Annotated in this window: 18 protein-coding genes; 9 read left to right on the top strand and 9 right to left on the bottom strand. The window is 72.1% G+C overall.

The window, feature by feature from the left end; translation table 11 throughout:
• Positions 1-42 precede the first annotated feature (42 nt).
• The gene (locus FM076_RS24930; RefSeq protein ID WP_243274628.1) at positions 43-1,077 is read left to right on the top strand and encodes a TAXI family TRAP transporter solute-binding subunit; all 1,035 of its coding nucleotides are present in this window, start codon (positions 43-45) and stop codon (positions 1,075-1,077) included.
• 57 nt (positions 1,078-1,134) lie between these two features.
• Here the strand turns inward: FM076_RS24930 and FM076_RS24925 are convergent, their stop codons facing one another.
• Together FM076_RS24925 and FM076_RS24920 are read right to left on the bottom strand one after the other, a co-directional pair.
• The gene (locus FM076_RS24925) at positions 1,135-2,556 is read right to left on the bottom strand and encodes an ATP-binding protein (RefSeq protein WP_173873159.1); all 1,422 of its coding nucleotides are present in this window, start codon (positions 2,554-2,556) and stop codon (positions 1,135-1,137) included.
• Between the two features lie 26 nt (positions 2,557-2,582).
• Complete coding sequence (locus FM076_RS24920; RefSeq protein WP_173873158.1) at positions 2,583-3,314, bottom strand: response regulator; 732 nt, start codon at positions 3,312-3,314, stop codon at positions 2,583-2,585.
• A gap of 269 nt (positions 3,315-3,583) precedes the next feature.
• Here FM076_RS24920 and FM076_RS24915 point away from each other — a divergent pair, with 269 nt between their 5' ends.
• From FM076_RS24915 to FM076_RS24890, 6 genes are all read left to right on the top strand, one after another.
• Positions 3,584-4,369: an amino acid ABC transporter ATP-binding protein gene (locus FM076_RS24915; RefSeq protein ID WP_173873157.1), complete on the top strand. Its 786-nt coding sequence runs from the start codon at positions 3,584-3,586 to the stop codon at positions 4,367-4,369.
• 60 nt (positions 4,370-4,429) lie between these two features.
• Positions 4,430-5,341 carry a glutamate ABC transporter substrate-binding protein gene (locus tag FM076_RS24910; RefSeq protein ID WP_173873156.1) on the top strand — a complete coding sequence of 304 codons (912 nt, stop codon included), beginning with the start codon at positions 4,430-4,432 and terminating at the stop codon, positions 5,339-5,341.
• A gap of 112 nt (positions 5,342-5,453) precedes the next feature.
• Positions 5,454-6,101 carry an amino acid ABC transporter permease gene (locus FM076_RS24905; RefSeq protein ID WP_173873155.1) on the top strand — a complete coding sequence of 216 codons (648 nt, stop codon included), beginning with the start codon at positions 5,454-5,456 and terminating at the stop codon, positions 6,099-6,101.
• Complete coding sequence (locus FM076_RS24900) at positions 6,098-7,015, top strand: amino acid ABC transporter permease (protein ID WP_173873154.1); 918 nt, start codon at positions 6,098-6,100, stop codon at positions 7,013-7,015. The genes FM076_RS24905 and FM076_RS24900 overlap by 4 nt, the downstream gene beginning before the upstream one ends.
• 221 nt (positions 7,016-7,236) lie before the next feature.
• Positions 7,237-9,069 (top strand): FAD-dependent monooxygenase, encoded by a 1,833-nt coding sequence (locus FM076_RS24895; RefSeq protein WP_173873153.1) that lies wholly within the window; start codon positions 7,237-7,239, stop codon positions 9,067-9,069.
• 126 nt (positions 9,070-9,195) lie between these two features.
• Entirely contained in the window at positions 9,196-11,409 is a 2,214-nt protein-coding gene (locus tag FM076_RS24890) for a glycoside hydrolase (protein ID WP_173873152.1), read from the top strand.
• Between the two features lie 140 nt (positions 11,410-11,549).
• Here FM076_RS24890 and recX read toward each other — a convergent pair whose 3' ends face one another.
• The 4 genes from recX to FM076_RS24870 form a co-directional block, all read right to left on the bottom strand.
• Entirely contained in the window at positions 11,550-12,200 is a 651-nt protein-coding gene (gene recX, locus FM076_RS24885) for a recombination regulator RecX (protein WP_173873151.1), read from the bottom strand.
• Between the two features lie 3 nt (positions 12,201-12,203).
• Positions 12,204-13,376, bottom strand: a complete 1,173-nt coding sequence (gene recA, locus FM076_RS24880) for a recombinase RecA (RefSeq protein ID WP_173873150.1) — start codon at positions 13,374-13,376, stop codon at positions 12,204-12,206.
• Positions 13,377-13,601: 225 nt separating this feature from the next.
• A complete protein-coding gene (locus FM076_RS24875) occupies positions 13,602-14,726 on the bottom strand; it encodes an AI-2E family transporter (protein WP_173873149.1) in 1,125 nt (374 codons plus the stop codon).
• 340 nt (positions 14,727-15,066) lie between these two features.
• Positions 15,067-15,261 (bottom strand): DUF3046 domain-containing protein, encoded by a 195-nt coding sequence (locus FM076_RS24870; protein ID WP_173873148.1) that lies wholly within the window; start codon positions 15,259-15,261, stop codon positions 15,067-15,069.
• A gap of 79 nt (positions 15,262-15,340) precedes the next feature.
• Here FM076_RS24870 and FM076_RS24865 point away from each other — a divergent pair, with 79 nt between their 5' ends.
• A complete protein-coding gene (locus FM076_RS24865; protein WP_173873147.1) occupies positions 15,341-16,246 on the top strand; it encodes a hypothetical protein in 906 nt (301 codons plus the stop codon).
• A 42-nt stretch (positions 16,247-16,288) separates the two neighbouring features.
• Here FM076_RS24865 and FM076_RS24860 read toward each other — a convergent pair whose 3' ends face one another.
• The 3 genes from FM076_RS24860 to FM076_RS24850 all read right to left on the bottom strand — a co-directional run bounded on the left by FM076_RS24860 (position 16,289) and on the right by FM076_RS24850 (position 18,535).
• Positions 16,289-16,594, bottom strand: coding sequence for an AzlD domain-containing protein (locus FM076_RS24860; protein ID WP_173873146.1), 306 nt, complete (start codon positions 16,592-16,594; stop codon positions 16,289-16,291).
• Entirely contained in the window at positions 16,591-17,541 is a 951-nt protein-coding gene (locus FM076_RS24855; protein ID WP_173874982.1) for an AzlC family ABC transporter permease, read from the bottom strand. Before FM076_RS24855 ends, FM076_RS24860 begins: the two co-directional genes overlap by 4 nt.
• A gap of 142 nt (positions 17,542-17,683) precedes the next feature.
• Entirely contained in the window at positions 17,684-18,535 is an 852-nt protein-coding gene (locus tag FM076_RS24850) for an AraC family ligand binding domain-containing protein (RefSeq protein WP_428815006.1), read from the bottom strand.
• 111 nt (positions 18,536-18,646) lie between these two features.
• Between FM076_RS24850 and FM076_RS24845 the strand changes: the two genes are divergently transcribed.
• A partial coding sequence (locus FM076_RS24845) for an Lhr family ATP-dependent helicase (protein ID WP_173873144.1) occupies positions 18,647-22,580 on the top strand: 3,934 nt, incomplete at its 3' end.

Here is a 22,580-nt window from a genome sequence, read left to right as displayed (position 1 = left end):
GACCACTCCCTCGCGCCCGGCGGACTGGCAGTATCGCGTCCCATGGCCAGCCTGCGTCCGCGAACGATGCCTCTCTCGGTGCTCCGCACCAGGCGGCTCGCCGCCGGCCGCCGTCGCGTCGTGTGGGCGTCGGCCGCCGTCCTCACGGTGTGCGTGCTGCTGCTGTGGTGGCTGATGCCCTCGCCGACGCCGTCGCCCGGAGGGCAGGTCACCTTCGCAACAGGGGTGCGCACAGGCGTGTACGAGCGTTACGGCACCCTGTTCAAACAGCGGCTGTCCCGGGACCTGCCGAGGGTCGATCTGACACTGCAGCACAGCCAGGGCTCGGTGCAGAACGTGGCACGGGTCGCCTCCGGAAAGGCGGACTACACCATCACCGCCTCCGACGCACTCGCCGCCTACCGGGAGGAGGGCGGCAAGGACGCCTCCCGCATCCGGGCCTGCGCGCGGCTGTACGACGACTACATGCATCTGGTCGTCCCCAGGGACTCCCCCGTGGACAGCGCCAAGGACCTCAAGGGGATGCGCGTCGGTGTCGGTGAGAAGCGCTCCGGGGTCTGGCTGGTGACCGGCAGGCTGCTGAAGGCGGCGGGGCTGGACATGCGCCACGACATCCGTCCCGTCCACGAGGGCATCGACCGGATGCCCAAGCTGCTGGCCCAGGGGAAGCTGGACGCGTTCTTCTGGTCGGGCGGACTGCCGACAGGTGCCATCGAGCGGCTCGCGGAGCGTACGGACATCCGTCTGGTGCAGCTCGGCGACCTGCTGCCCCGGCTGCACGAACAGGGACCCGAATCGCGCTACTACCGCGCCGCGGTGATGGCACCCGACGCCTACCCGACGGTGCAGCGCGGCCGGTCGGTCAAGACCGTCGCCATCGCCAACCTGCTGGTGACCACCGACCGCACCGACCCGGCGCTCACCGAGGGCATCACCCGCTCGGTCATCAACAGCAGGGATCAGATAGGGCTGGAGGTGCACGCCGCGCAGAAGGTGGATCTGCGCACCGCCATCTACACCGACCCCGTGCCCCTCCACGAGGGCGCGCGCCGCTACTACCGCTCCGCCAAGCCCTGACCCCTGCCCGCTTCGCGGCGGGGAGCGTTCCGGGCTCGCCCCGGGGAGCGCCCCCACTCACCCCGGGGCGTTCCGCGGCACCGTGATCAGCACCCGCAGCCCCTGCGGCTCGTTGTGCGCGAAGAAGAGTGCCGCCCCGCTCCCGGCGAGCAGGGCGCGGGTGATCGAGAGGCCCAGCCCCGAGCCGGAGACGTTCTGGTGGCGGCTGCTGCGCCAGAAGCGGTCGCCCACCCGCTCCAGCTCCTCGTCGGTCAGTCCCGGACCGCCGTCGGCCGTCTCCACCGTCACCTGGTCGCCCTCGGCGCGCACGCTGACGGTGACCGCGCCGCCGCCGGGGGTGAACTTGATGGCGTTGTCGACGACCGCGTCCAGCGCGCTGGAGAGCGCCACCGGGTCCGCCCAGCCGGTCGCCGCCGCCTGCCCCGCCAAGGTCAGCTCCACGCCCTTCCGCTCGGCGCTGGGCCGCCAGGCGGCGACCCGTTCCGCGGCGACCTCGGCCACGTCGGTCAGCGTGACATGCGAGGCGTCGCTGTGCTCGGCCGTCGCCAGGTCCAGCAGGTCGTCCAGCACGCGCGCGAGCCGCTTGCCCTCGGCGCGGACGGAGGCCATCTCCTCGTTGCCCTCCGGCAGCTCCAGGGCGAGCAGTTCGATGCGCAGCAGCAGCGCGGAGAGCGGGTTGCGCAGTTGGTGGGAGGCGTCCGCGACGAAGGCGCGCTGCTGCTCCAGCGCGCTCTCCACGTTGCCCGCCATCTCGTTGAAGGAGTGCGCCAGTCTGCGCAGCTCCGGCGGGCCGACCGAGGCGACGACCCGGGAGGTGAGCTTGCCGGTGGCGATCTCGTGGGTGGCCCGGTCCAGGGTGCGCACAGGCTTGAGCACCCAGCCCGTCAGGCGCAGCGCGGCTCCCAGGGCCAGCAGCATGGCGGCGGCCTCCCCGACGGCGATGCCCAGCCAGCCGCGCAGGATGCGCGAACGCATCGGTCCGGTGGGCGAGTCGGTGAGCACCACGGCCGCCACGTCACCGTCCCGGATCACCGGGGAGGCGACCGCGATCCGGCCGTCGCGCTGCCAGGGCCACACCTGGGGCGGGTCGTGGCTGCGCCGTCCGGCCAGCGCCTCGGCGAACGCGCGGGCACCGTCCGGCCGGGCGTCCTGGCCGGTCTCCGCGTCGTCCCCCGGCACGCGCCAGTCGCGGGGCGAGGCGGCCATGGTGCGGCCGTCCCGGTAGAAGACACCCGCGCGGATGCCGTAGAGGTCGTGGTAGCGGTCCAGCTCGTGCTGGAGCGTGGCACGGCGCTCGTCGGGCTGGCTGGTGGAGGTGACGAACTGGGCGAGGGAGGCGAAGCGCGCGGTGTCGTCGATCCGGTCGACGACCACGCGCTGCTGTTCGGCCTGCGCCTGGCTGACGGCCAGCGGGAAGCCCAGCGCGAGCAGGATCCCGGCGAGCAGGACGATCAGAAGGGGGAGGAGGCGGGTGCGCACAGTCGGTTCCGGTCGGTCCTGTCGGCTCAGGCGCCCTGGGCGGCCATGCGGTAGCCCACGCCGCGCACGGTCTCTATGAGGGCGGGCCGGCGGAGCTTGGCGCGCAGGGAGGCGACGTGCACCTCGAGGGTGCGCCCTGTGCCCTCCCAACTGGTGCGCCACACCTCGCTGATGATCTGCTCTCTGCGGAAGACGACGCCTGGCCGCTGCGCGAGCAGCGCGAGCAGGTCGAACTCCTTGCGGGTGAGCGCCACCAGCGTCCCGTCCACACTCACCCGGCGGGTGGGCAGTTCGATGGTGACGGCGCCCAGCCGGATCGTGCCCGGGGTGGCCGCCGTGCCGCCGTCCGGCGCGTCACCGCTCTCGGCGGCCTGGCTCTCCTCGGCGGCCGTGCGGCGGCTGACGGCGTGGATGCGGGCCAGCAGCTCCCCCATGTCGTACGGCTTGACCACGTAGTCGTCCGCGCCGAGGTTGAGGCCGTGGATGCGGGACCGCACGTCCGCGCGTGCCGTCACCATGATCACGGGTGTGGAGCCGGCGCGGCGGATGCGTCCGCACACCTCGAAGCCGTCCTGGTCGGGCAGGCCCAGATCGAGCAGGACGACGGCGAAGCGGGGCCCCTCCTGGCCGCCTGCCAGGAGTTCCTGGAGCGCCTCGGCGCCGCTGCGCACGTGGGTGACCTGGAAGCCGTGCCGCGCCAGTACCGCGGAGAGCGCCGCGGCGACACGGTCGTCGTCCTCGACGAGCAGCACTCTCACCCGGCAGCCTCCTGTTCCCGCGTGCGGCCCTTGCCGCACCCGCGCGACCCTGCGAAGTTCCGACAGTGCATCCACGCTGATCGGAGCAGGTGAGTCAAGGGGCTGCCACCCGGCTGTCGGCATCCGTTATGCAGCCGGTACCGTCCCCTTTACCCAGTGTGCCGGGCTGCCGCCGGATCGTTATGCTCAATTTCAGCTCAGATGTAATGACGGTCACGTCGGCCGCTCACTAAGGTCCTCGCAACCGACGAGGACGGAGCTACACGCCGATGAGCGAAGTATCGGTGACCAAGGACGCAGGCGGTCCCGAGGCCACGACCGACAAGCTGGTCGTGCTGGACAACGTCAATAAGCACTTCGGTGCGCTGCACGTCCTCCAGGACATTGACCTGACCATCGCGCCGGGTGAGGTCGTCGTCATCATCGGCCCCTCCGGGTCCGGCAAGTCGACCCTGTGCCGGACCATCAACCGGCTCGAGACCATCGACTCGGGCAGCATCACGATCGACGGCAGGCCGCTGCCCCAGGAGGGGAAGGAACTGGCCAAGCTCCGTGCCGACGTCGGCATGGTCTTCCAGTCCTTCAACCTCTTCGCGCACAAGACGGTGCTGGAGAACGTCACCCTCGGCCAGATCAAGGTCCGCAAGGCGGACAAGCAGGCGGCCGAGGAGAAGGCACGCAAGCTGCTCGACCGGGTAGGCGTCGGCAACCAGGCCGACAAGTACCCCGCGCAGCTCTCCGGCGGTCAGCAGCAGCGCGTCGCGATCGCCCGGGCGCTGGCGATGGACCCGAAGGTGATGCTCTTCGACGAGCCGACCTCGGCCCTCGACCCCGAGATGATCAATGAAGTCCTGGAGGTCATGCAGCAGTTGGCCCGGGACGGCATGACCATGGTCGTCGTCACGCACGAGATGGGCTTCGCGCGCTCGGCCGCCAACCGCGTGGTGTTCATGGCGGACGGCCGGATCGTGGAGGAGGCCGCTCCCGACCAGTTCTTCAGCAACCCGCGCAGCGACCGGGCCAAGGACTTCCTCTCGAAGATCCTGCACCACTGAGCCACCGGGCAGCACAGCAGCGCACTGGGCCAACGACTGTTCAAGCAAGGGATGTTCACTATGAGGTTCCACAAGACCGCCGCGGCGGCAGCCGCTGTCCTGGCGCTCGCCGCCACCGCCGCCTGCGGCGGCAAGGAGGGGTCCGCCGGCGACAAGCCGAAGGACCAGACGGACGAGAAGGCGCTGCCCGCCTACAAGGTCGCCAAGGACGTCAAGGTCGACTCGCCCGTTCTGAAGAAGGCCCAGAAGCGCGGCAAGATCGTCATCGGCGCCAAGGCCGACCAGCCCTACCTGGGCTTCCAGGACCAGTCGACCAAGAAGTACTCCGGCTTCGACATCGAGATCGCCAAGATGATCGCGGCCGACCTGGGCTTCTCCGCCAAGCAGATCGAGTGGAAGACCGTCGACTCGGGTGCCCGCGAGACCGCCGTCTCCAAGGGTGACGTGGACCTGATGATCGGTACCTACACGATCAACCCCGAGCGCAAGAAGCAGATCGACTTCGCGGGCCCGTACTTCCACGCCGGCGCCTCGCTGCTCGTCCGCAAGGACGAGAAGGAGGTCACCGGTCCGGACACCGTCAAGGGCAAGAAGGTCTGCTCCATCGTCGGCTCGACGCCGCTGCAGACCATCAAGCAGCCGAAGTACGGCGCCAAGGTCACCGAGCTGAGCAAGTACTCCGAGTGCGTCTCCCAGGTCCTGGACGGCCAGGTGGACGCGGTCACCACCGACGACGCGATCCTGATGGGCTACGCCGCGCAGAATCCCGGCAAGCTCAAGGTCGTCGGCAAGCCCTTCTCCGACGAGCCCTACGGCGTCGGCATGAATAAGGGTGACAACGCCCTCCAGAAGGCCGTCGCCGACGCGATCAAGGCGCACCAGGACAACGGCGACTACAAGAAGGCGTACGAGGCGACGCTCGGCAAGTCCGGCTCCAAGTTCAAGACGCCGCCCCAGATCACCGAGAAGTGACGCTCCCCGCGCCCCGCCCCCGGCGTCAGCGCCATGCGGGGCGGGGCGCGCCCGTGCGGCCATGCCGCCTTACGCCTCCCGCCGCTCCTACGCGACTCCTCGCGGAGAATTCATGAACGTACTGCTCGACAACCTGGCGCTGTTCCGCGAGGGATTCCTCGGCACGCTGGAGCTGACCGTCGTCAGCGGCCTGCTCGCCGTCGTGCTCGGCCTCGTGATAGCCGGGTTCAGGGTCTCCCCCGTGCCCCCGCTGCGCATCTTCGGCACGCTGTGGGTGACGGTACTGCGGAACACCCCGCTGACGCTGCTCTTCCTGGTGGCGTTCTTCGTGGTGCCCAAGGTGCTCTTCCCCGGCGTCAACTCCTTCGTGCTGGCCGTGTGCGCCTGCGGCTTCTACACCTCGGCCTTCGTCGCCGAAGCCGTCCGCTCCGGCATCAACACCGTGCCGATGGGCCAGGCCGAGGCCGCCCGCGCCATCGGCATGACCTTCACGCAGACCATGCGCATCGTGGTGCTCCCTCAGGCGACGCGCACGGTCGTGCCGCCGCTGAGCAGCATCTTCATCGCGCTGACGAAGAACACCGCGATCGCCGGGGCCTTCGACAACGTCGACCTGTTCAACGTCTCGAAGACGCTCAGCAACGACGGCTACGACATCGCCGTCATCTTCATCTGGATCACCGTCGGCTACCTGGTCATCACGTACGCCATCAACGGCCTCTTCCGGCTGCTGGAGAACCGTCTGGAGGTCGCCCGATGAGCGCGAGCGTCCTGTTCGACGCGCCCGGCCCCAAGGCCCGCGTCCGCAACACCCTCTACTCCGTCATCGGCAGCATCGCTCTGCTGGGCCTCGTCGCCTGGGTCTGCTACCGCTTGTACGACAAGGGGCAGTTCGCCGGCGAACTGTGGGACATCTTCAACTACGCGGGCATCCGGGAGAACATCCTCGACGCCCTGCTCTCCACGCTGAAGGTGTTCGCCCTGGCGGGCGTCTTCTCGCTGGTGTTCGCCGTGGTGCTGTGCGTGGCCCGGCTCTCGGACCACGCGCCGGTGCGCTGGGTCGCCATCGTCTTCATCGACCTGTTCCGGTCGATCCCGCTCCTCATCACGATCTTCGCGCTGTGGGTCGGCATCGTCGGGGACATGACCCCCATGTGGGCGCTGGTGCTCGGCCTGACCATCTACAACGGCTGCGTCCAGGCCGAGGTGCTGCGCGCCGGCGTCAACGCGGTGCCCAAGGGGCAGGTGGAGGCGGCCTACGCGCTCGGGCTGCGGAAGACGCAGGTGACCGCGTCGATCCTCTTCCCGCAGGCCGTACGCTCCATGCTGCCGACGATCATCAGCCAGTTGGTCGTGACGCTGAAGGACACCTCCCTCGGCTTCATGATCCTCTACCCGGAGCTGCTGTACTCGGCCCGGCTGATCGCCAACAACACGCCGGTGGGCGGCGTCTACCCGACCGTCCAGACGGTCACCGTCTTCGGCGCCATCTACATCGCTCTGTGTCTCGCCCTGGCCTGGCTGGCCAAGTTCATCGAGCGGCGCAGCAGCAGGTCGAAGACGGCCATCACCCCGGCCGCGGGGGCCAAGGAACTCACCGAGGTCGCCCCGTCCGGGAGCACCGACCTCGCGCCGGTCCCCAACCCGGGCACGGGGGACGTCCGCAAGGACTGACTCGGACAGATCCTGTCGGCTCCGCACCGACAGGCTGGCACAAAGGCGGCGGCCGTCGACGGCCGCCGCCTTTGTGCCCCCCGTGCACCGTGCTCCCGGGCGGCGTCACTTGACGCCTGCTCAGGCACTGGGTTGCATACCAGCGTGATCGTGCACCAGGCTCCACCCCCAGAGAAACCCGGCCCCCGTCAGCACCACCAGGGGTGTGAGGTCTTCGCGCTGTGGACCCGGTGATCGTCGTCGGGGCAGGCCCCGTCGGACTGGCTCTCTCCCTCGCCCTGGCCAGGCACGAGGTCCCCTCGCTCGTGCTGGACGCCACCGACGGCCGCCCGCAGCCCCGCGCCGCCCGCACCTGCGTCCTGCGTCCGGACACCGCCGCCGCGCTGCCCCCGCTGCCCGGCCTGCGCTGGCGCTCCTGGCGCACCCGACGGCGTTCCCAGACCGTCGAGGAGATCGCCCTGGCGCCCGAGCACGCCCCGCTGCACGTCGAACAGCACGCCCTGGAGCACGCGCTGCGGGCCGCCCTGGCGGACGAGAAGCTCGCCCGTATCGTCCCCGGCAGCCCCGTCGATCTGCTGGAACAGGACCCCCGCGGCGTGACCGCGCACACCCGGGGCCCCTCCGGCTCCTGGTGGCGCGGCAGCTACGCCGTCGGCTGCGACGGGGCACGCTCGATGGTCCGCAAACTCCTCGGGGTGCGCTTCCCGGGACGTACGGCGGTCGAACGGCACGCGGTCGCCACGCTGCGCGTACGGCTGCCCTGGGAGGAGGGCGCACGGGGCGCGGACGGTGTGTGGGAGCCGGGAAGCGTGGGCGGCGCACTGCTGCACCGGGACCCTGGCGGTACGCCGGGCGAGGTGACCGCCCGGCCGCTCGCCGGGGGCCTGTGGCGGCTCGACTGGCTGCTGGCCCCGCGCGGCGACCTGGTGACGCCCGAGGAGATGCTGGAGCGCGTCGCCGACACGCTCGCGGTCTGGTCGGAGGAGTCCCTCAAGGAGCCCGGGGCAGCCGCCGGCGCGCGGAACGGTGGCCGAGCACGCGCTGTTGACAGCGCGCGGGCCGGTGGCCGGGCACGCACCACCGACGGCGCCCCGGCCGGTACCGGCCGCCCGGACGGCCCAGGCGGCGGCGAGGCCGGCGGCATCGGGCCGTACGAACTGGTGGACACCGGCGTGCACACCGCACACCAGCGGCTCGCGCGGCACTGGCGCGTGGACCGCGCCTTCCTGGCCGGGGACGCCGCACACCTGACCGGGGCGCTGGGCATACAGTCCGTCGACGAGGGCCTGCGCGACGTCGCCAACCTCGCCTGGAAGCTCGCCCTCGCCTGGCACCACGGCCACGACAGGGCGGCCGAGACCCTGCTGGACAGCTACGAGACGGAACGGCGCGGCGCCCTCACCGCCCGGCTGCGCGCCGTCGACCAGGCACTGACCGTCGTACGGCGCGGCGGCGGACTGCGCGCACTGCTGCCCGGCGGAGGAGCGCGCGCCCACCTCGGGCTGCTGACCGACGGGCACCTGGGACAGGGCACCCTCGGTGCCCCCGCCTCCTACACCCGTACCCCGCTGACCCCGCCACGCGGAGCCGTTACCCAGGTGCCGGTGGGGACGGCGCCCGGCGCCCCGGTGGAGGACGTGGCGGTCACCGCGGCGGACGGCGCGAAGGGGAAGCTCCGCGACTGGCTCGGTGGCCCCGGCGGCGAACTGCTGGTGGTGCTGGTGGCGCCCGGCACCGGGGTGTGGGACAGCCGCCACTGGCTGTCGGCGGGCATGATGCCCGAACTCGTGGCGCTCGTGGGGGCCCTCCCGCTGCGGGCCACACTGCTGGTCGCCGAGAACTATCCTGGCGCGGCAGCGCACACACTGCTGGTGGTCCGCGCCGACGGTCATCTGGCAGCGGCACTTCCGGGCAGCCGGGCCGACGCGCTGCGCACATGGGCGCAGGCGATACGCGGAGGAGCGGCGGGCGAGATCGAGGCCAGCGACCGGGGGCGGGTCCGGGATGGCGAACGGGACGAATCCCCGGACGGACCGCCGGCCGCCGCGTCGTGAAGGTCGCACCCCGCACCGTTGTTCCCGCGCGCCGCCGGGCTCTCCGGCTGCTCTCCGGCACCCGGCGGAGTCCTCACGAAGCGGCTCTTAAAAAGCTCTTACCCGTGCGGCACATACTCACACCCCATGGAACAACCGGACAGCTCCCCCAGCGGGACCAGCAGCCACCAGGCCCCCGGCGAGGCCAACCAGCAGCCTCCGGACAGCACGAGCCAGCAGCTCCCGGACGGGACGAGCCAGCAGCCCTCCGGCGGCGGGACGAGCTGGCAGCCCTCCGGCAGGACGAGTCGGCACACGCACCGGCGTCAGGGGCACCGGGACACCACCGGCGCCGCGCGCAGACGCCGCAACCGCGTTCTGGGCATCGCCGCCGCGCTCGCCGTCACGGCGACGACCGCCTCGGCCGGGTACGCCGCCTTCGCCGGCCCCGGTGAGGAGAACGCACCGGCCGGGCCGCCCCGGGCACACGGCGGACACGTCGAGTTCGATGTCGCGGGCGGCACGGCCACGGTCGACACCGCGTCCCTCCGGGTGGCGGGGCACACGGACGGCGGCGGCACCGTCCCCGTCTCCGACGCCGCGGACGACGACCTGGGCGCGCCGAGCGCGGTCGAGGTGGACGGCTCCCGCGCCACCTGGTCGTACCCCGCCAAGGGCCTGAAGGTCACCGCCGCCTCCGAGCACGGAAGGCTGCGGATGACGGTGCGCGCCACGCAGGACGGCGCCCTCGCCTGGCCGGTCACCGGCAAGGGTCCGCACACCGGCGCGAAGGACGCCGCGCTGCAGGTGCCGCGCGGTGAGGGACTCTCCGTCCCCGTCACGGACGCCTTCTGGAACTCCCCGAAGGCCGGCCTCGCGGGGACGGAGGCCGACCTGGCCACCGGCTCCCTCACCCTCCCACTGTGGGGCTACTCGACGGGCGGCCACGGCGTCAGCTACCTCGTTCCCGAGAGCGTCGGCACCTCCCTCTCCTTCGCTTCCACGCGGGGGAAACTGAACGCGACGGCCCGGCACGAATTCTCCCGGCGGGAGAAGACCCTCGCCTACACCGTCACCTTCTCCCTCACCTCGGCCTCCCCTATCGCACCTGCCGCCGACTACCGTCGCTGGCTGCGCGACCACGGCGAACTGCGCACTCTCCGGCAGAAGATCGCCCGCAACCCCCGGATCGGGAAGCTGCTCGGCGCCCAGCACGCGTATCTGTGGGGCGAGGCGCGCAGCGCGAAGGCCGTGCGGACGCTGCGCAAACAGGGCAACACCCGGCTGTGGCTCGGCTACGACGCCGACGGGCACCCCATGACCAGGAAGGCGGTGGCGACAGCCGAGAAGCAGGGCTATCTCGTCGGTCCCTACGACACCTACAGCAACGGCCAGGACCCCCGGAGCGCGGACACCCCGGTCGCGAAGTGGCCCGGCACCGTCTACCCCGACTACTGCGTGCGCACCTGGAAGGGCGAGACCAAGAAGGGCTTCGGCGGGCGCGGCTGCTACCTCAGCTCGGAGGCCTTCGCCAGATCGGAACCCACAGAGCACCACCTCGCCCGGCACAACAAGAGGATGACCCGGAACGGCGCCGACAGCCTGTTCCTGGACGTCGACGCGGCGGGCGAACTGTTCAGCGACTTCTCGAAGAGCCATCCGATGACCAAGAAGCAGGACCGGGCCAACCGGTTGCGGCGCATGCGCACCCTCGCCGGAAGGGACGGCCTCGTCCTCGGATCGGAATCCGCCGTCTCCTGGTCCGCACCGGCGCTCGCCTTCACCCACGGCGCCCGCACCCCCGTCAACGACACCCTCTGGCCCTTCCAGAAGACCAAGGAATGGGGCTCCTACAGTCCGCAGGGCGCACCCGGCTTCTTCTTCAAGCCCGCCAAGCTGCCCGCCGCGCTGGCGAAATCCCTGTTCGACCCCGCCCACCGCGTCCCGCTGTACCAGACCGCACTCCACGACTCCCTGATCAGCACCGACCGCTGGGAAATGCCGTACGACAAGTTCCCCGCCCAGAAGAGGGACCGGGCGCTGGAGGCCGTCCTCACCAACACACCGCTCAACTTCGTTCTGGGTGACGGGAACCTGGGGACGGCCAGCAAGGAAATGGCCGCCTTCCAGCAATACTTCGCCCCCCTGCACAAGGCCGCGGCCACCGAGCGGATGACCGAGTTCCGGCGGCTGACCAAGGACCACCTCGTGCAGCGCTCCGTCTTCGGCGACGGCGTCCTGACCGTCACGGCCAACTTCGGCACCAAGGCGTACCACGGCCTGCCCGGCGGCTGCGTGGACGCCTCTCTCCACAACGAGTCCACACCCCACCGCCTCTGCCCGACCACCCCGGGCGGCTGAGGCCCCCTCGTTCGCACCCCGCACCCCCGCACCCCGCCAAGCGGAGTGTCGGAGGGATGGCCGGGCCGTTGTCCCGGGCGACCCGCTCAGGCGGAGCATCGGGTGACAGCCGGGCCGACGGGGAGGGAGGGGCCCTCCCGTCAAAGGCCCGGGAAGTGTTCCTCCAGTACTTCCGGGTCCTCACCCTCTTCTTCCAGGGCCCGCCGGACCACGCGGAGGGCCAGGCCCTCGGAGTAGCCCTTGCGGGCCAGCATGCCGGCGAGGCGGCGGAGGCGCTTGTCCCTGTCGAGGCCCCGCGTGGCGCGCAGCTTCCGCTCGACCAGTGCTCGGGCGGTCTCCTCCTCCTGGTCCGCGTCGAGCCCGCCCATGGCCTCGTCGATCACCGCCGAGTCCACGCCCTTGGTCCGCAGTTCCCGGGCGAGTGCCCTGCGGGCCAGGCCCCGGCTGTGGTGCCGGGACTCCACCCAGGCGGCGGCGAACGCGGCGTCGTCGATGAGGCCGACGTCCTCGAAGCGGGCCAGCACCTTCTCGGCCGCGTCCTGGGGCACCTCCCGCTTGCGGAGGGCGTCCGCGAGCTGCTGCCGGGTGCGGGGGGTGCCGGTGAGGAGCCGCAGGCAGATGGCTCTGGCCCGCTCCACCGGATCCTGCGGTTCGGCGCCCCCGGACGCCGCACGCGATGGTCCCGCTCCGGCCCTCGACGGGGCGGGACCACCGCTGTTTCGGACGTGCGCCGGCGCGACGTCGCCCTCCTGGGAGGCCGGGTACTCCGGCCATTCGCTGCGCCGCGTCACGGACTAGCTCTTGGCCGCGGCGGCCTTGGGCGTCTTGCTCGTCTTCGCCGCCTTGCTCGCCGGGGCGGGGACGGACTTGGCCGCCGGCTCCGTGCCGCCGTCCGCCGGGGCCGGCGCGGCGGCGACCGCCGGGGTGCTCTCCGCGGCGTCCGGGCCGGGCTCGCTCGTCGGCTCCTGGGGCTGGACGCCGATGCCCAGCTTCTCCTTGATCTTCTTCTCGATCTCGTTGGCGAGGTCGGGGTTGTCCCGCAGGAAGTTGCGGGCGTTCTCCTTGCCCTGGCCCAGCTGGTCGCCCTCGTAGGTGTACCAGGCGCCGGACTTGCGGATGAAGCCGTTCTCCACGCCCATGTCGATGAGGCCGCCCTCACGGCTGATGCCCATGCCGTAGAGGATGTCGAACTCGGCCTGCTTGAAGGGCGGCGCGACCTTGTTCTTGACGACCTTGACCCGGGTGCGGTTGCCGACGGCCTCGGTGCCGTCCTTCAGGGTCTCGATGCGGCGGATGTCGAGCCGCACCGAGGCGTAGAACTTCAGCGCGCGGCCACCGGTCGTGGTCTCCGGAGAGCCGAACATCACGCCGACCTTCTCGCGGAGCTGGTTGATGAAGATCGCGGTGGTCTTGGACTGGTTGAGCGCGCCGGCGATCTTCCGCAGCGCCTGGCTCATCAGCCGGGCCTGGAGGCCGACATGGGAGTCTCCCATCTCGCCCTCGATCTCGGCCCTGGGCACCAGCGCGGCGACCGAGTCGATGATGATCAGGTCGAGCGCGCCGGAGCGGATCAGCATGTCGGTGATCTCGAGGGCCTGCTCGCCGTTGTCCGGCTGGGAGAGGATCAGCGCGTCGGTGTCGACACCGAGGCGCTTGGCGTACTCGGGGTCCAGCGCGTGTTCCGCGTCCACGAAGGCGACCGTGCCGCCCGCCTTCTGGGCGTTGGCCACCGCGTGCAGGGTCAGGGTCGTCTTACCGGAGGATTCGGGGCCGTAGACCTCGACCACCCGGCCGCGGGGCAGCCCGCCGACGCCGAGCGCCACGTCCAGAGCGGTCGACCCGGTGGGGATGACCTCGACCGGCTCGTTCGGCCGCTCGCCCATGCGCATCACGGCGCCCTTGCCGAATTGCCGTTCAATCTGTGCGAGAGCGGCGTCGAGCGCCTTCTCGCGGTCGGTTCCTGCCATGGGTGCCACCCGGTTGTTTGCTTGAGTCGATCGCTTCACGTCTCACGACGCTAGCGCCTGCCACTGACAATCGGTCCGGACCCGCGCTCCCTGGGCCGTGGGCCTGAGCGGGCGTGCTCGCCGGAGCCTCCATAAGAATCGATGTTCGATTTTTGAGTCAAGTCGCACCGCATTCCTGTGGAAAACCCGCAAAAACCCAGGTCAGCGGCGCTTCTCAGCAGCAGTTCACCGCTCGGGCCCCCGACGGCGCACCGCTGACCGGCGCCGCGGCAGCCACCCTCGGAACCCTTTTCCACCCCGCGATCCGTCCCCCACGCTCACGTCGGGAACCTTGTAACGCCTCACGTACGCGCCGAGGAAGCCCTGAAGCGTCGCCGTGGCCGGGACCGCGATCAGGGCGCCCACCACGCCCAGCAGGGACGTGCCCGCGATCACCGAGCCGAAGGCCACGGCGGGGTGGATGTCCACCGTCCTGGCGGTGATGCGCGGCTGAAGAACATAGTTTTCAAACTGTTGATACAGAACAATGAAGACAAACACCCACAAAGCCGACCAAGGATCCACGGTGAAGGCGATCAGCAGCGGCAGCGCTCCGGCGATGTAGGTGCCGACGGTCGGCACGAACTGGGACAGCACCCCGACCCAGACGCCCAGGGCCGCGGCGTACGGGATGCCGAGCAGTTCCAGGAAGACGTAGTGGGCGACAGCGGAGACCAGGGCCATCAGGGCGCGCGAGTAGATGTACCCCCCGGTCTTGGCGACGGCGATCTCCCATGCGCGCAGCACCTCGGCCTGCTGGGCCGGCGGCAGCACCGAGCACAGTGCCGCCCGCAGCCTGGGGCCTTCCGCCGCGAAGTAGAACGTGAACAGGGCGACCGTCAGCAGGTGGAAGACCACGCTCAGCAGGGTCGCCGAGACTCCCCACACGTTGCTGGCACCGCTGCGCAGGAAACCGCGCACCCAGCCGGAGTGGACGAGCCGGGAGCGGAGCTTGTCCACGTCGAGGTCCGTGTGGAAGTGGGCGTTGCTCCAGTGGAGGACCTCGGAGACGTACCGGGGCAGGTTCTCGGCCAGGCGGCTGACCTGCTCGACGAAGAGCGAGCCGAGCGCGAAGAAGAACCCGGCCGCCGCCACCAGGAGGAGCAGCGAGACCAGCGCGGTGCCCGGCCCGCGCCGCACCCCGTGCCGGGCCAGGGCCGCGACGGGGGGTTCCATGGCCAACGCCAGGAAGAACGCGATCAGCACGTCCAGGAGCAGCTCCAGGACGCGCAGGAACGCCCAGCTCAGCAGGTGATACGCCCCGAGGAGGGCCAGGGCCAGCACGAAGGCGCGCGGCAGCCAGCGCGGCATGGCAGGCCGCGGTTCGCGGTCCCCGTCCGGTGGCTTGCGCCCCTCGCCCTCCGGGAGCCGCGGCTCCGCCGCGCCGGGAAACCCGGGCCGGACGTGGCGGCTCGCGTCGTCCTCCCGTCCGGGGGCACCGCGTCCGTTCCCGTCACGCGCGCCGCCGGCACGTCCGGCACTGCTGCGCGCGTCGTCGCGCCGGTGCGCGGAGGACCGACGAGGCCGCCGCTTCCGTCCGCCGGTCCCGCCCTGCCTCCGGTCACCGCCCTCGTCGCGGTTCCGGTCGCCGTCGTCTGGTGCGCCCACCGGGCAAGTCTCGCGTCATGGGGCACACCACCCCGTAAACGACTCACCGCTTGTCGGCGGGCACCCCCATGACGTCGCACACCATCCGCCAGACGTCCTTCGCCTCCCAGCCCGCCGCGAGCGCCTCGTTGACGGTCCGGCCGCCGAGTCCGGACATGACGAAGTCACGCGCGAAAGAGTCCGCGTACGCCTCGCCGAAGTGCTCCGCCATTCGCTGCCAGAAGTCCGTCAACCGCATGACTCCAGTATCCCGCCCTTGAGGGTTGGCTCTCGCCCACAGCCGTGACCGGGGCGCCGTCCCGGCCTACGGTCGGAGAATGGCTCCCTCTGGTTCGGTTCTCTCCCGTGCGGAGAACTTCATCTGGCTGACGGCACGCGTGCTGGAACAACGACGCTTCGAGCACGCCTTCCTGGACGGCGACCCGAGTGCGGTGGAGACGGCGCTCGACGCGTACCGCAACGCCGACGGCGGCTACGGGCACGCGCTGGAACCCGACCTGCGCGGACCGGTGAGCCAGCCGCTGCACACCGCCACGGCCGTCCGCGTGCTGGACGAGATCGGCCGGTGCGCGGGTCAGCGGGTCGAGCGCATCGGCCGGTACCTGACAGCGGTCTCCACACCGGACGGCGCCCTGCCCGCCGTGCATCCCTCGCTGCGCGGCTACCCGGCCGCCCCGTGGATCCCGGTGGTGGAGTCACCACCGAGCGCTCTGCTGGCGACCGGTCCGGTGGTGGGCACCCTCCACCGCAACAGCGTCTGGCACGCCTGGCTCTTCCGGGCGACGGACTACTGCTGGCACACCATCGAGACCCTGGACAAGACCCACCCGTACGAGGTGGTGGCCGCGCTCGCCTTCCTCGACGGCGTACCGGACCGGCCGCGCGCCGAGGCCGCGGCCGCACGGCTGGGGACGCTCGTGAGGGAGCAGCAGCTGGTGGTGACCGATCCGGACCGTGCCGAGGACGTCCCCGTACCGGACGGATACGCGCCAGGAGAGCACCATTACGTGACCGACTTCGTCCGCGGTCCGGACTCGCTGGCCCGCCGCTGGTTCACCGACACGGAACTGGAGCGCGGTCTCGACCACCTGCTCGGCCGCCAGCGGGACGACGGCGGGTGGGACATCAACTGGCGCGCATGGGCTCCCGGAACGGCGCTGGAGGGCCGCCCCCTGGTCACCCTGGAGGCCCTGCGCACCCTGCGCGCGTTCGGACGGCTGTGACGGGACTCCTCCGAACAGCTGCTCCCCTGAGCGGGCGCTTCGTCAGCCCAGGGCGCGCACTCCCGCCGTGACCAGCACGGCTGTCGCGACGACCACGAGGAAGGGCGCCCGCAGAACAAGTGCGAGACCGGCTGCCGCCAGCCCGGCGGCACGGGCGTCGAGCACCAGGTCCGTCTGGTCGGCGAACGTCTGCTGCGCGGTCAGGGCCGCCAGCAGGGCCACCGGCAGCAGTGCGGCGAGCCGCCTGACCACCGGCCGTTCCAGCACCCCTGCGGGCACCGACAGGCCGAGCAGCTTCACCAGATAGCAGCCCACAGCGGTGACCACGATGGCTGTCCACACACTCACTGGTCCTCCTCCTTGGTCACACGGGCGCTCTCCACCGGCCCACTGACGCTCTTCGCTCTCCCGTCCACGCTCTCCGCGGTCCCGTCCACGCTCACCGCTCGTCCGCCGGCCGCTCTCCCCACCGGTGTGCGGCTGTGTGCGAACAGGACCGCGGGCGCCGCCAGCGCTGCCACGAGTACCGGCACACCGGCGGGCAGCACCGGCAGGAGTCCCAGGCCGAGGCAGGCGGCGAGCGCCGCTGTCACACGTTCGACCCCGGTGCGGAGCATGGGGGCCAGCAGCGCAAGGAAGGCGGCCGGTCCCGCCGCGTCCAGGCCCCACGCCCCGGTGTCGCCGAGCGCCTCGGCTCCCAGCGCCCCGAGCAGGGTGGTGAGGTTCCACAGGAGGAAGAGCGTCGCTCCGGTGACGGTGAAACCGAGCCGGCCGGCGCGCCGGCCGCGCTGCGCGAGGGCGACGGCCGAGGTCTCGTCGATCACCCAGTGCGCGGCGGCCAGGCGGGGGCCGGGGCGCAGCCCCAGCAGTCCCGACAGCCGCAGCCCGTAGAAGGCGTTCCTGGTGCCCAGGAAGAACGCGCCGGCCGCCGCGGTGAGCGGACTCCCTCCGGCGGCCAGTGCGCTGACGAGGGCGAACTGGGAGGCGCCGGTGAAGACGAAGAAGCTCAGCGCGCACATCTGCGCGAGGCTGATGCCGGAACCCGCCGCGGTCACCCCGAAGGCGAAGCCGGAGAGGCCCACGGCGATGCCGACGCCGAGCGCGTCCCGTACGACGGCACGGTCGCCCTGTCCGCCCGCACCCTCGCCCGGCTCGTCCGTCGGGCCGCTGCCGGCGGTGTCCGCGGCACGGGGACCGGTGGACCTGTCCGTCTCGTGAGGGCCGGGAGCCGCGACCTGCCGGGGACCGTGGGCGGGCGGGGAGCCGGTGCCGGGTGCGCGGGTCTCGTCCGGCATCGCCGGGGTGCGGGGGACGGCGGTGCCCTGCCGACCGCGCGCTTCACCGGTTCCCTGGTCTTCGGGGAGGTCGCAGGCTTCGCGGACGTCGGACGTTCCGCGTGTGTCGCTGGTTTCTCTTCGCTGTGGCACGGGCGCCACGCTAGGAAGCCGAGCGTTCCCGGGTCTTGTACATTCTTGCGCGTCCCCGCTGGTAAGCGCCCGGCGGTACGCCAACGATCCGCCCGAAGTGGCGCGTCAGATGGGCCTGGTCGGTGAACCCGACGGCGACCGCGGTGCGGGCGGGCGGCATGCCCGCGTCCAGCAGGGCGCGGGCGCGGTGCACCCGGGCGTCCGTCAGCCAGGCGTGCGGCGGCATCCCGTACATCTGCCGGAAGGCACGCAGCAGTGCGAAGGGGCCGGTCCCCAGTTCGGCGGCGAGGGCCTCCAGCGACGGAGGGTCGGCCATGCGCTCCTCCAGGATGGCGCGGGCCCGCGCCGTCCCGCGGGCACCGGCCATGCGGACGGTCCGCTCGGGGAGCGGGCGGCCGTGCAGCCGCAGCAGCCGGGCGACGAGAGCGTGCAGGTGGCTGTCGGCCGCCAGCGCGTTGCCCTCCTCCAGCGCGCGGTGCACGGCCCGTACGTGGCGGACGGAGGCCGGATCGTGGGCGGCCGGGACGGCGAAGCCCGGGGTGCCGCGGATGCTGGTGGTCTCCGCGGCGATACGGGAGACCAGGGCGGGGTCGGGGTAGAGCACCTCGTAACGCCATCCCTCGGGTATGCCCGCGTGGCCGGTGTGCGTGGTGTCCGGGTTGATCAGGGCGAGCCCTCCGGGGCCGACGCGGTGGACGCCCCCGCCGTGGTGGAAGGCCTCGACCCCCTCGACGATCGCCGCGATGACGTAGGTCCCATGGGTGTGCCGCGAGAAGGTCTTCCGTATGTAGCGTGCGCGCAGCAGGTCGACGCCGGGCAGCCGTGGTGACTGCCAGTAGTGCGCGCTCTCCCCGTTCGTCATGCGCCCCATTCTCACGCCGGCCCGCCCGGCAGGCCGGTCCGGCACCGGCCGGACCCCTCGCACCGTCCACAGCCGAGGGCCGCTGTCAGTGGCGTGCTGCACGATGGGGGCATGGGTCGGACATCGGCGCTGGACGCCTTCTCACCGGCGACCCGTGCGTGGTTCACGGGCGCCTTCAGCGAACCCACCTCCGCGCAGGAGGGGGCCTGGCGTGCGCTCGCCGAGGAGTCGGACGCGCTGGTCGTCGCACCCACCGGGTCCGGGAAGACGCTGGCCGCCTTCCTGGCCTCGCTGGACGCGCTCGCCTCCACGCCCCCGCCCGCCGATCCCCTCAAGCGCTGCCGGGTGCTGTACGTGTCACCGCTGAAGGCGCTGGCCGTGGACGTCGAGCGGAATCTGCGCAGCCCGCTGACCGGCATCCGGCAGGAGTCCCTCCGGCTCGGGCTGCCGGAGCCGGAGATCAAGGTCGGTATCCGTTCGGGTGACACGCCCGCGGCCGAGCGCCGGTCGATCGCCCGCCGTCCGCCGGACATCCTCATCACCACCCCCGAGTCGCTGTTCCTGATGCTGACCTCCAGCGCGCGGGAGGCGCTCTTGGGGGTCGAGACGGTGATCGTGGACGAGGTGCACGCCGTGGCGGGCACCAAGCGCGGCGCCCACCTAGCGCTCTCCCTGGAGCGGCTGGACCACCTGCTGGAGCGGCCCGCGCGGCGCATCGGGCTGTCGGCGACGGTCCGCCCGGTGGACGAGGTGGCCAGGTTCCTCTCGCCCCGCCGGAACGCCGCGATCGTCCAGCCGCCCGCGGGCAAGCGGTTCGAGTTGTCGGTGGTCGTCCCTGTGGAGGACATGGGCGAGCTGGGCAGCTCCCCCGCCCAGGACGCGGCCGGACCGGACGGCGGCGGGCCCGGCGGCGGGGGCAAGCCCTCGATCTGGCCCTCGGTGGAGGAGCGGATCGCCGACCTGATCCAGGAGCACCGTTCCACCATCGTCTTCGCCAACTCGCGCCGGCTGGCCGAGCGGCTGTGCAACCGGCTGAACGAGATCGCCTACGAGCGCGCCACGGGCGAGCCCATGCCGGAGGACCATGCGCCCGCCGAGCTGATGGGCAACGCGGGCGCGGTCGCCGGTGCGCCCCCGCTCCTGGCGCGGGCGCACCACGGCTCGGTCTCCAAGGAGCAGCGCTCCCAGGTCGAGGAGGACCTCAAGGCGGGCAGGCTGCCCGCGGTGGTGGCCACCTCCAGCCTGGAGCTGGGTATCGACATGGGCGCCGTGGATCTGGTCATCCAGGTGGAGTCCCCGCCCTCGGTGGCCTCGGGTCTCCAGCGCGTGGGCCGGGCGGGGCACCAGGTGGGTGCGGTCTCGGCAGGCGTGGTCTTCCCCAAGTACCGGGGCGATCTGGTGCAGTCCGCGGTGGTCACCGAGCGGATACGCGAGGGTGCCATCGAGGCGCTGCGCGTGCCCGCCAACCCGCTGGACGTCCTCGCCCAGCAGATCGTCGCCATGACGGCGGTGGACACCTGGGATGTGGAGGAGCTGCTGGCCCTGGTGCGGCGGGCCGCCCCCTTCGCGGCGCTGCCCGAGTCGGCGTACCACTCGGTGCTGGACATGCTCGCCGGGCGGTATCCCTCCGACGCGTTCGCCGAGCTGCGCCCCCGGCTGGTGTGGGACCGGGTGGCGAACACGGTCACGGGCCGTCCGGGCGCGCAGCGGCTGGCGGTGACCTCCGGCGGCACCATCCCGGACCGCGGACTGTTCGGGGTCTTCCTGGCGGGTGCCGACCCGAAGAAGGGCGGTGGCCGGGTCGGGGAGCTGGACGAGGAGATGGTGTACGAGTCGCGGGTGGGCGACGTTTTCACCCTGGGGACGACGTCCTGGCGGATCGAGGACATCACCCGCGACCGCGTCCTGGTCTCCCCGGCACCCGGCGTTCCGGGGCGGCTGCCGTTCTGGCGGGGCGACCAGCTGGGCAGGCCGCTGGAGCTGGGGCGTGCGCTGGGCGCCTTCCTGCGGGAGGTCGGCTCGCTGGCCCGCCCGCGGGCTGAGGAGCGGCTGAGGGCGGCCGGGATGGACGCCCTGGCGGTGGACAACCTGCTGGCCTACCTCGACGAACAGCGCGAGGCGGCGGGGCACGTCCCGGACGACCGGACGATCGTGGTGGAGCGCTTCCGGGACGAGCTGGGCGACTGGCGGGTCGTGGTGCACTCTCCCTTCGGCGCACAGGTGCACGCGCCCTGGGCGCTGGCCATCGGGGCGCGGCTGTCGGAGCGGTACGGCATGGACGCGCAGGTCATGCACGCCGACGACGGGCTGGTGCTGCGGCTGCCGGACGCCGAGCTGATGGAGCTGGACCTGTCCGGCGCGCAGCCGACCTCCCCGCGGACGCTGGGCCAGGGCCTCCCCGTCGATCCCGACCAGCCGCCGATCGGTGTCGGGGACGTGCTCTTCGACCAGGCCGAGATCGAGCAGACGGTCACCGACCAGGTGGGGGGCTCCGCGCTGTTCGCGGCCCGGTTCCGCGAGTGCGCCTCCCGGGCGCTGCTGCTGCCGCGCCGCAGTCCGGGAAAACGCACACCCTTGTGGCAGCAGCGGCAGCGTGCCTCACAGCTGCTCCAGGTGGCCAGCGAGTTCGGCTCCTTCCCGATCATCCTGGAGGCGGTCCGCGAGTGCCTCCAGGACGTGTTCGACGTGCCGGGTCTGAAGGAGCTGATGGGGGACATCGAGTCGCGCCGGGTGCGGGTGGTGGAGGTCACCACCCCGGAGCCGTCCCCGTTCGCCCGCTCGCTGCTGTTCGGCTATGTCGCCCAGTACTTGTACGAGGGCGACTCCCCGCTGGCCGAGCGCCGGGCCGCCGCGCTCTCCCTCGACTCGCGGCTGCTGTCGGAGCTGCTGGGCCAGGCGGAGCTGCGGGAGCTGCTGGACGCCGATGTGCTGCGGGAGCTGGAGGCCGAGCTCCAGTGGCGCACCGAGGACCGCCGCATCAAGGACGTGGAGGGTGTCGCCGATCTGCTGCGTCTGCTGGGTCCGCTCACCTCGGCGGAGCTGGCCGAGCGGGGTGCCGAGCCCGGGTGGGCGCCCGAGCTGGAGGCGTCCCGGCGCGCCATCCGGGTGCGCATCGGGGGCCGGGAGCACTGGGCGGCCGTCGAGGACGCGGGGCGGCTGCGGGACGCACTGGGGGTCGCGCTGCCCGTCGGCGTACCGGAGGCGTTCACCGAGCCGGTCGCCGACCCGCTGGGTGACCTGCTGGCCCGCTACGCCCGTACGCACGGCCCGTTCGTCTCGGCGGACGCCGCGGCCCGCTTCGGCCTGGGCACGGCCGTCGCGGACGGCGCGCTGCACCGGCTGGCGGCCGGCGGACGTCTGGTGCAGGGCGAGTTCCATCCCTCCGGGGTGGGCCAGGAGTGGTGCGACGCGGGCGTGCTGCGGCGGCTGCGCCGCCGTTCCCTCGCGGCGCTGCGTCAGGAGCTGGAGCCGGTCGCGCCGCAGACGCTGGCCGCGTTCCTGCCGCAGTGGCAGCACGTGGGCACCAGCAGCCTGCGCGGCGTTGAGGGGCTGTTGCGTACCGTCGAGCAGCTCCAGGGGGCGCCTGTCCCGGCGTCCGCGCTGGAGAAGCTGGTGCTGCCCAGCCGGGTGACGGACTACGCGCCGCCCATGCTGGACGAACTGACCGCCTCGGGCGAGGTCGTCTGGGCGGGTGCGGGCGCGCTGCCGGGCAAGGACGGCTGGATCTGTCTGCACCTGGCCGACGCGGCGCCCCTCCTGCTGCCGCCCCCGCACCCCCTGGAGCTGACGCCCGTTCACCAGGCGGTGCTGACGGCGCTGGAGGGCGGTTACGGCCTGTTCTTCCGGCAGATCGCCGAACGGGCGCGCGCCGCGCTTCCGGAGGCGGCCGACCCGCAGCTGACCGAGGCCCTGTGGGACCTGGTGTGGTCGGGCCGGGTCACCGGGGACACGCTCGCTCCGCTGCGTGCGCTGCTGGGTTCGGGCCGTACGGCAGGTTCGACGGCGCACCGCGCCAAGCGGCCCACCCCGCGCGGGCGTTACGGCT

The sequence above is a fragment of the Streptomyces albus subsp. chlorinus genome, assembly GCF_013302895.1.
In the GTDB taxonomy this organism is placed as follows: Bacteria; Actinomycetota; Actinomycetes; order Streptomycetales; family Streptomycetaceae; genus Streptomyces; species Streptomyces chlorinus.
Note: the sequence above shows the minus strand (reverse complement) of the source record. Positions and strands in the feature narration are given on the sequence as shown.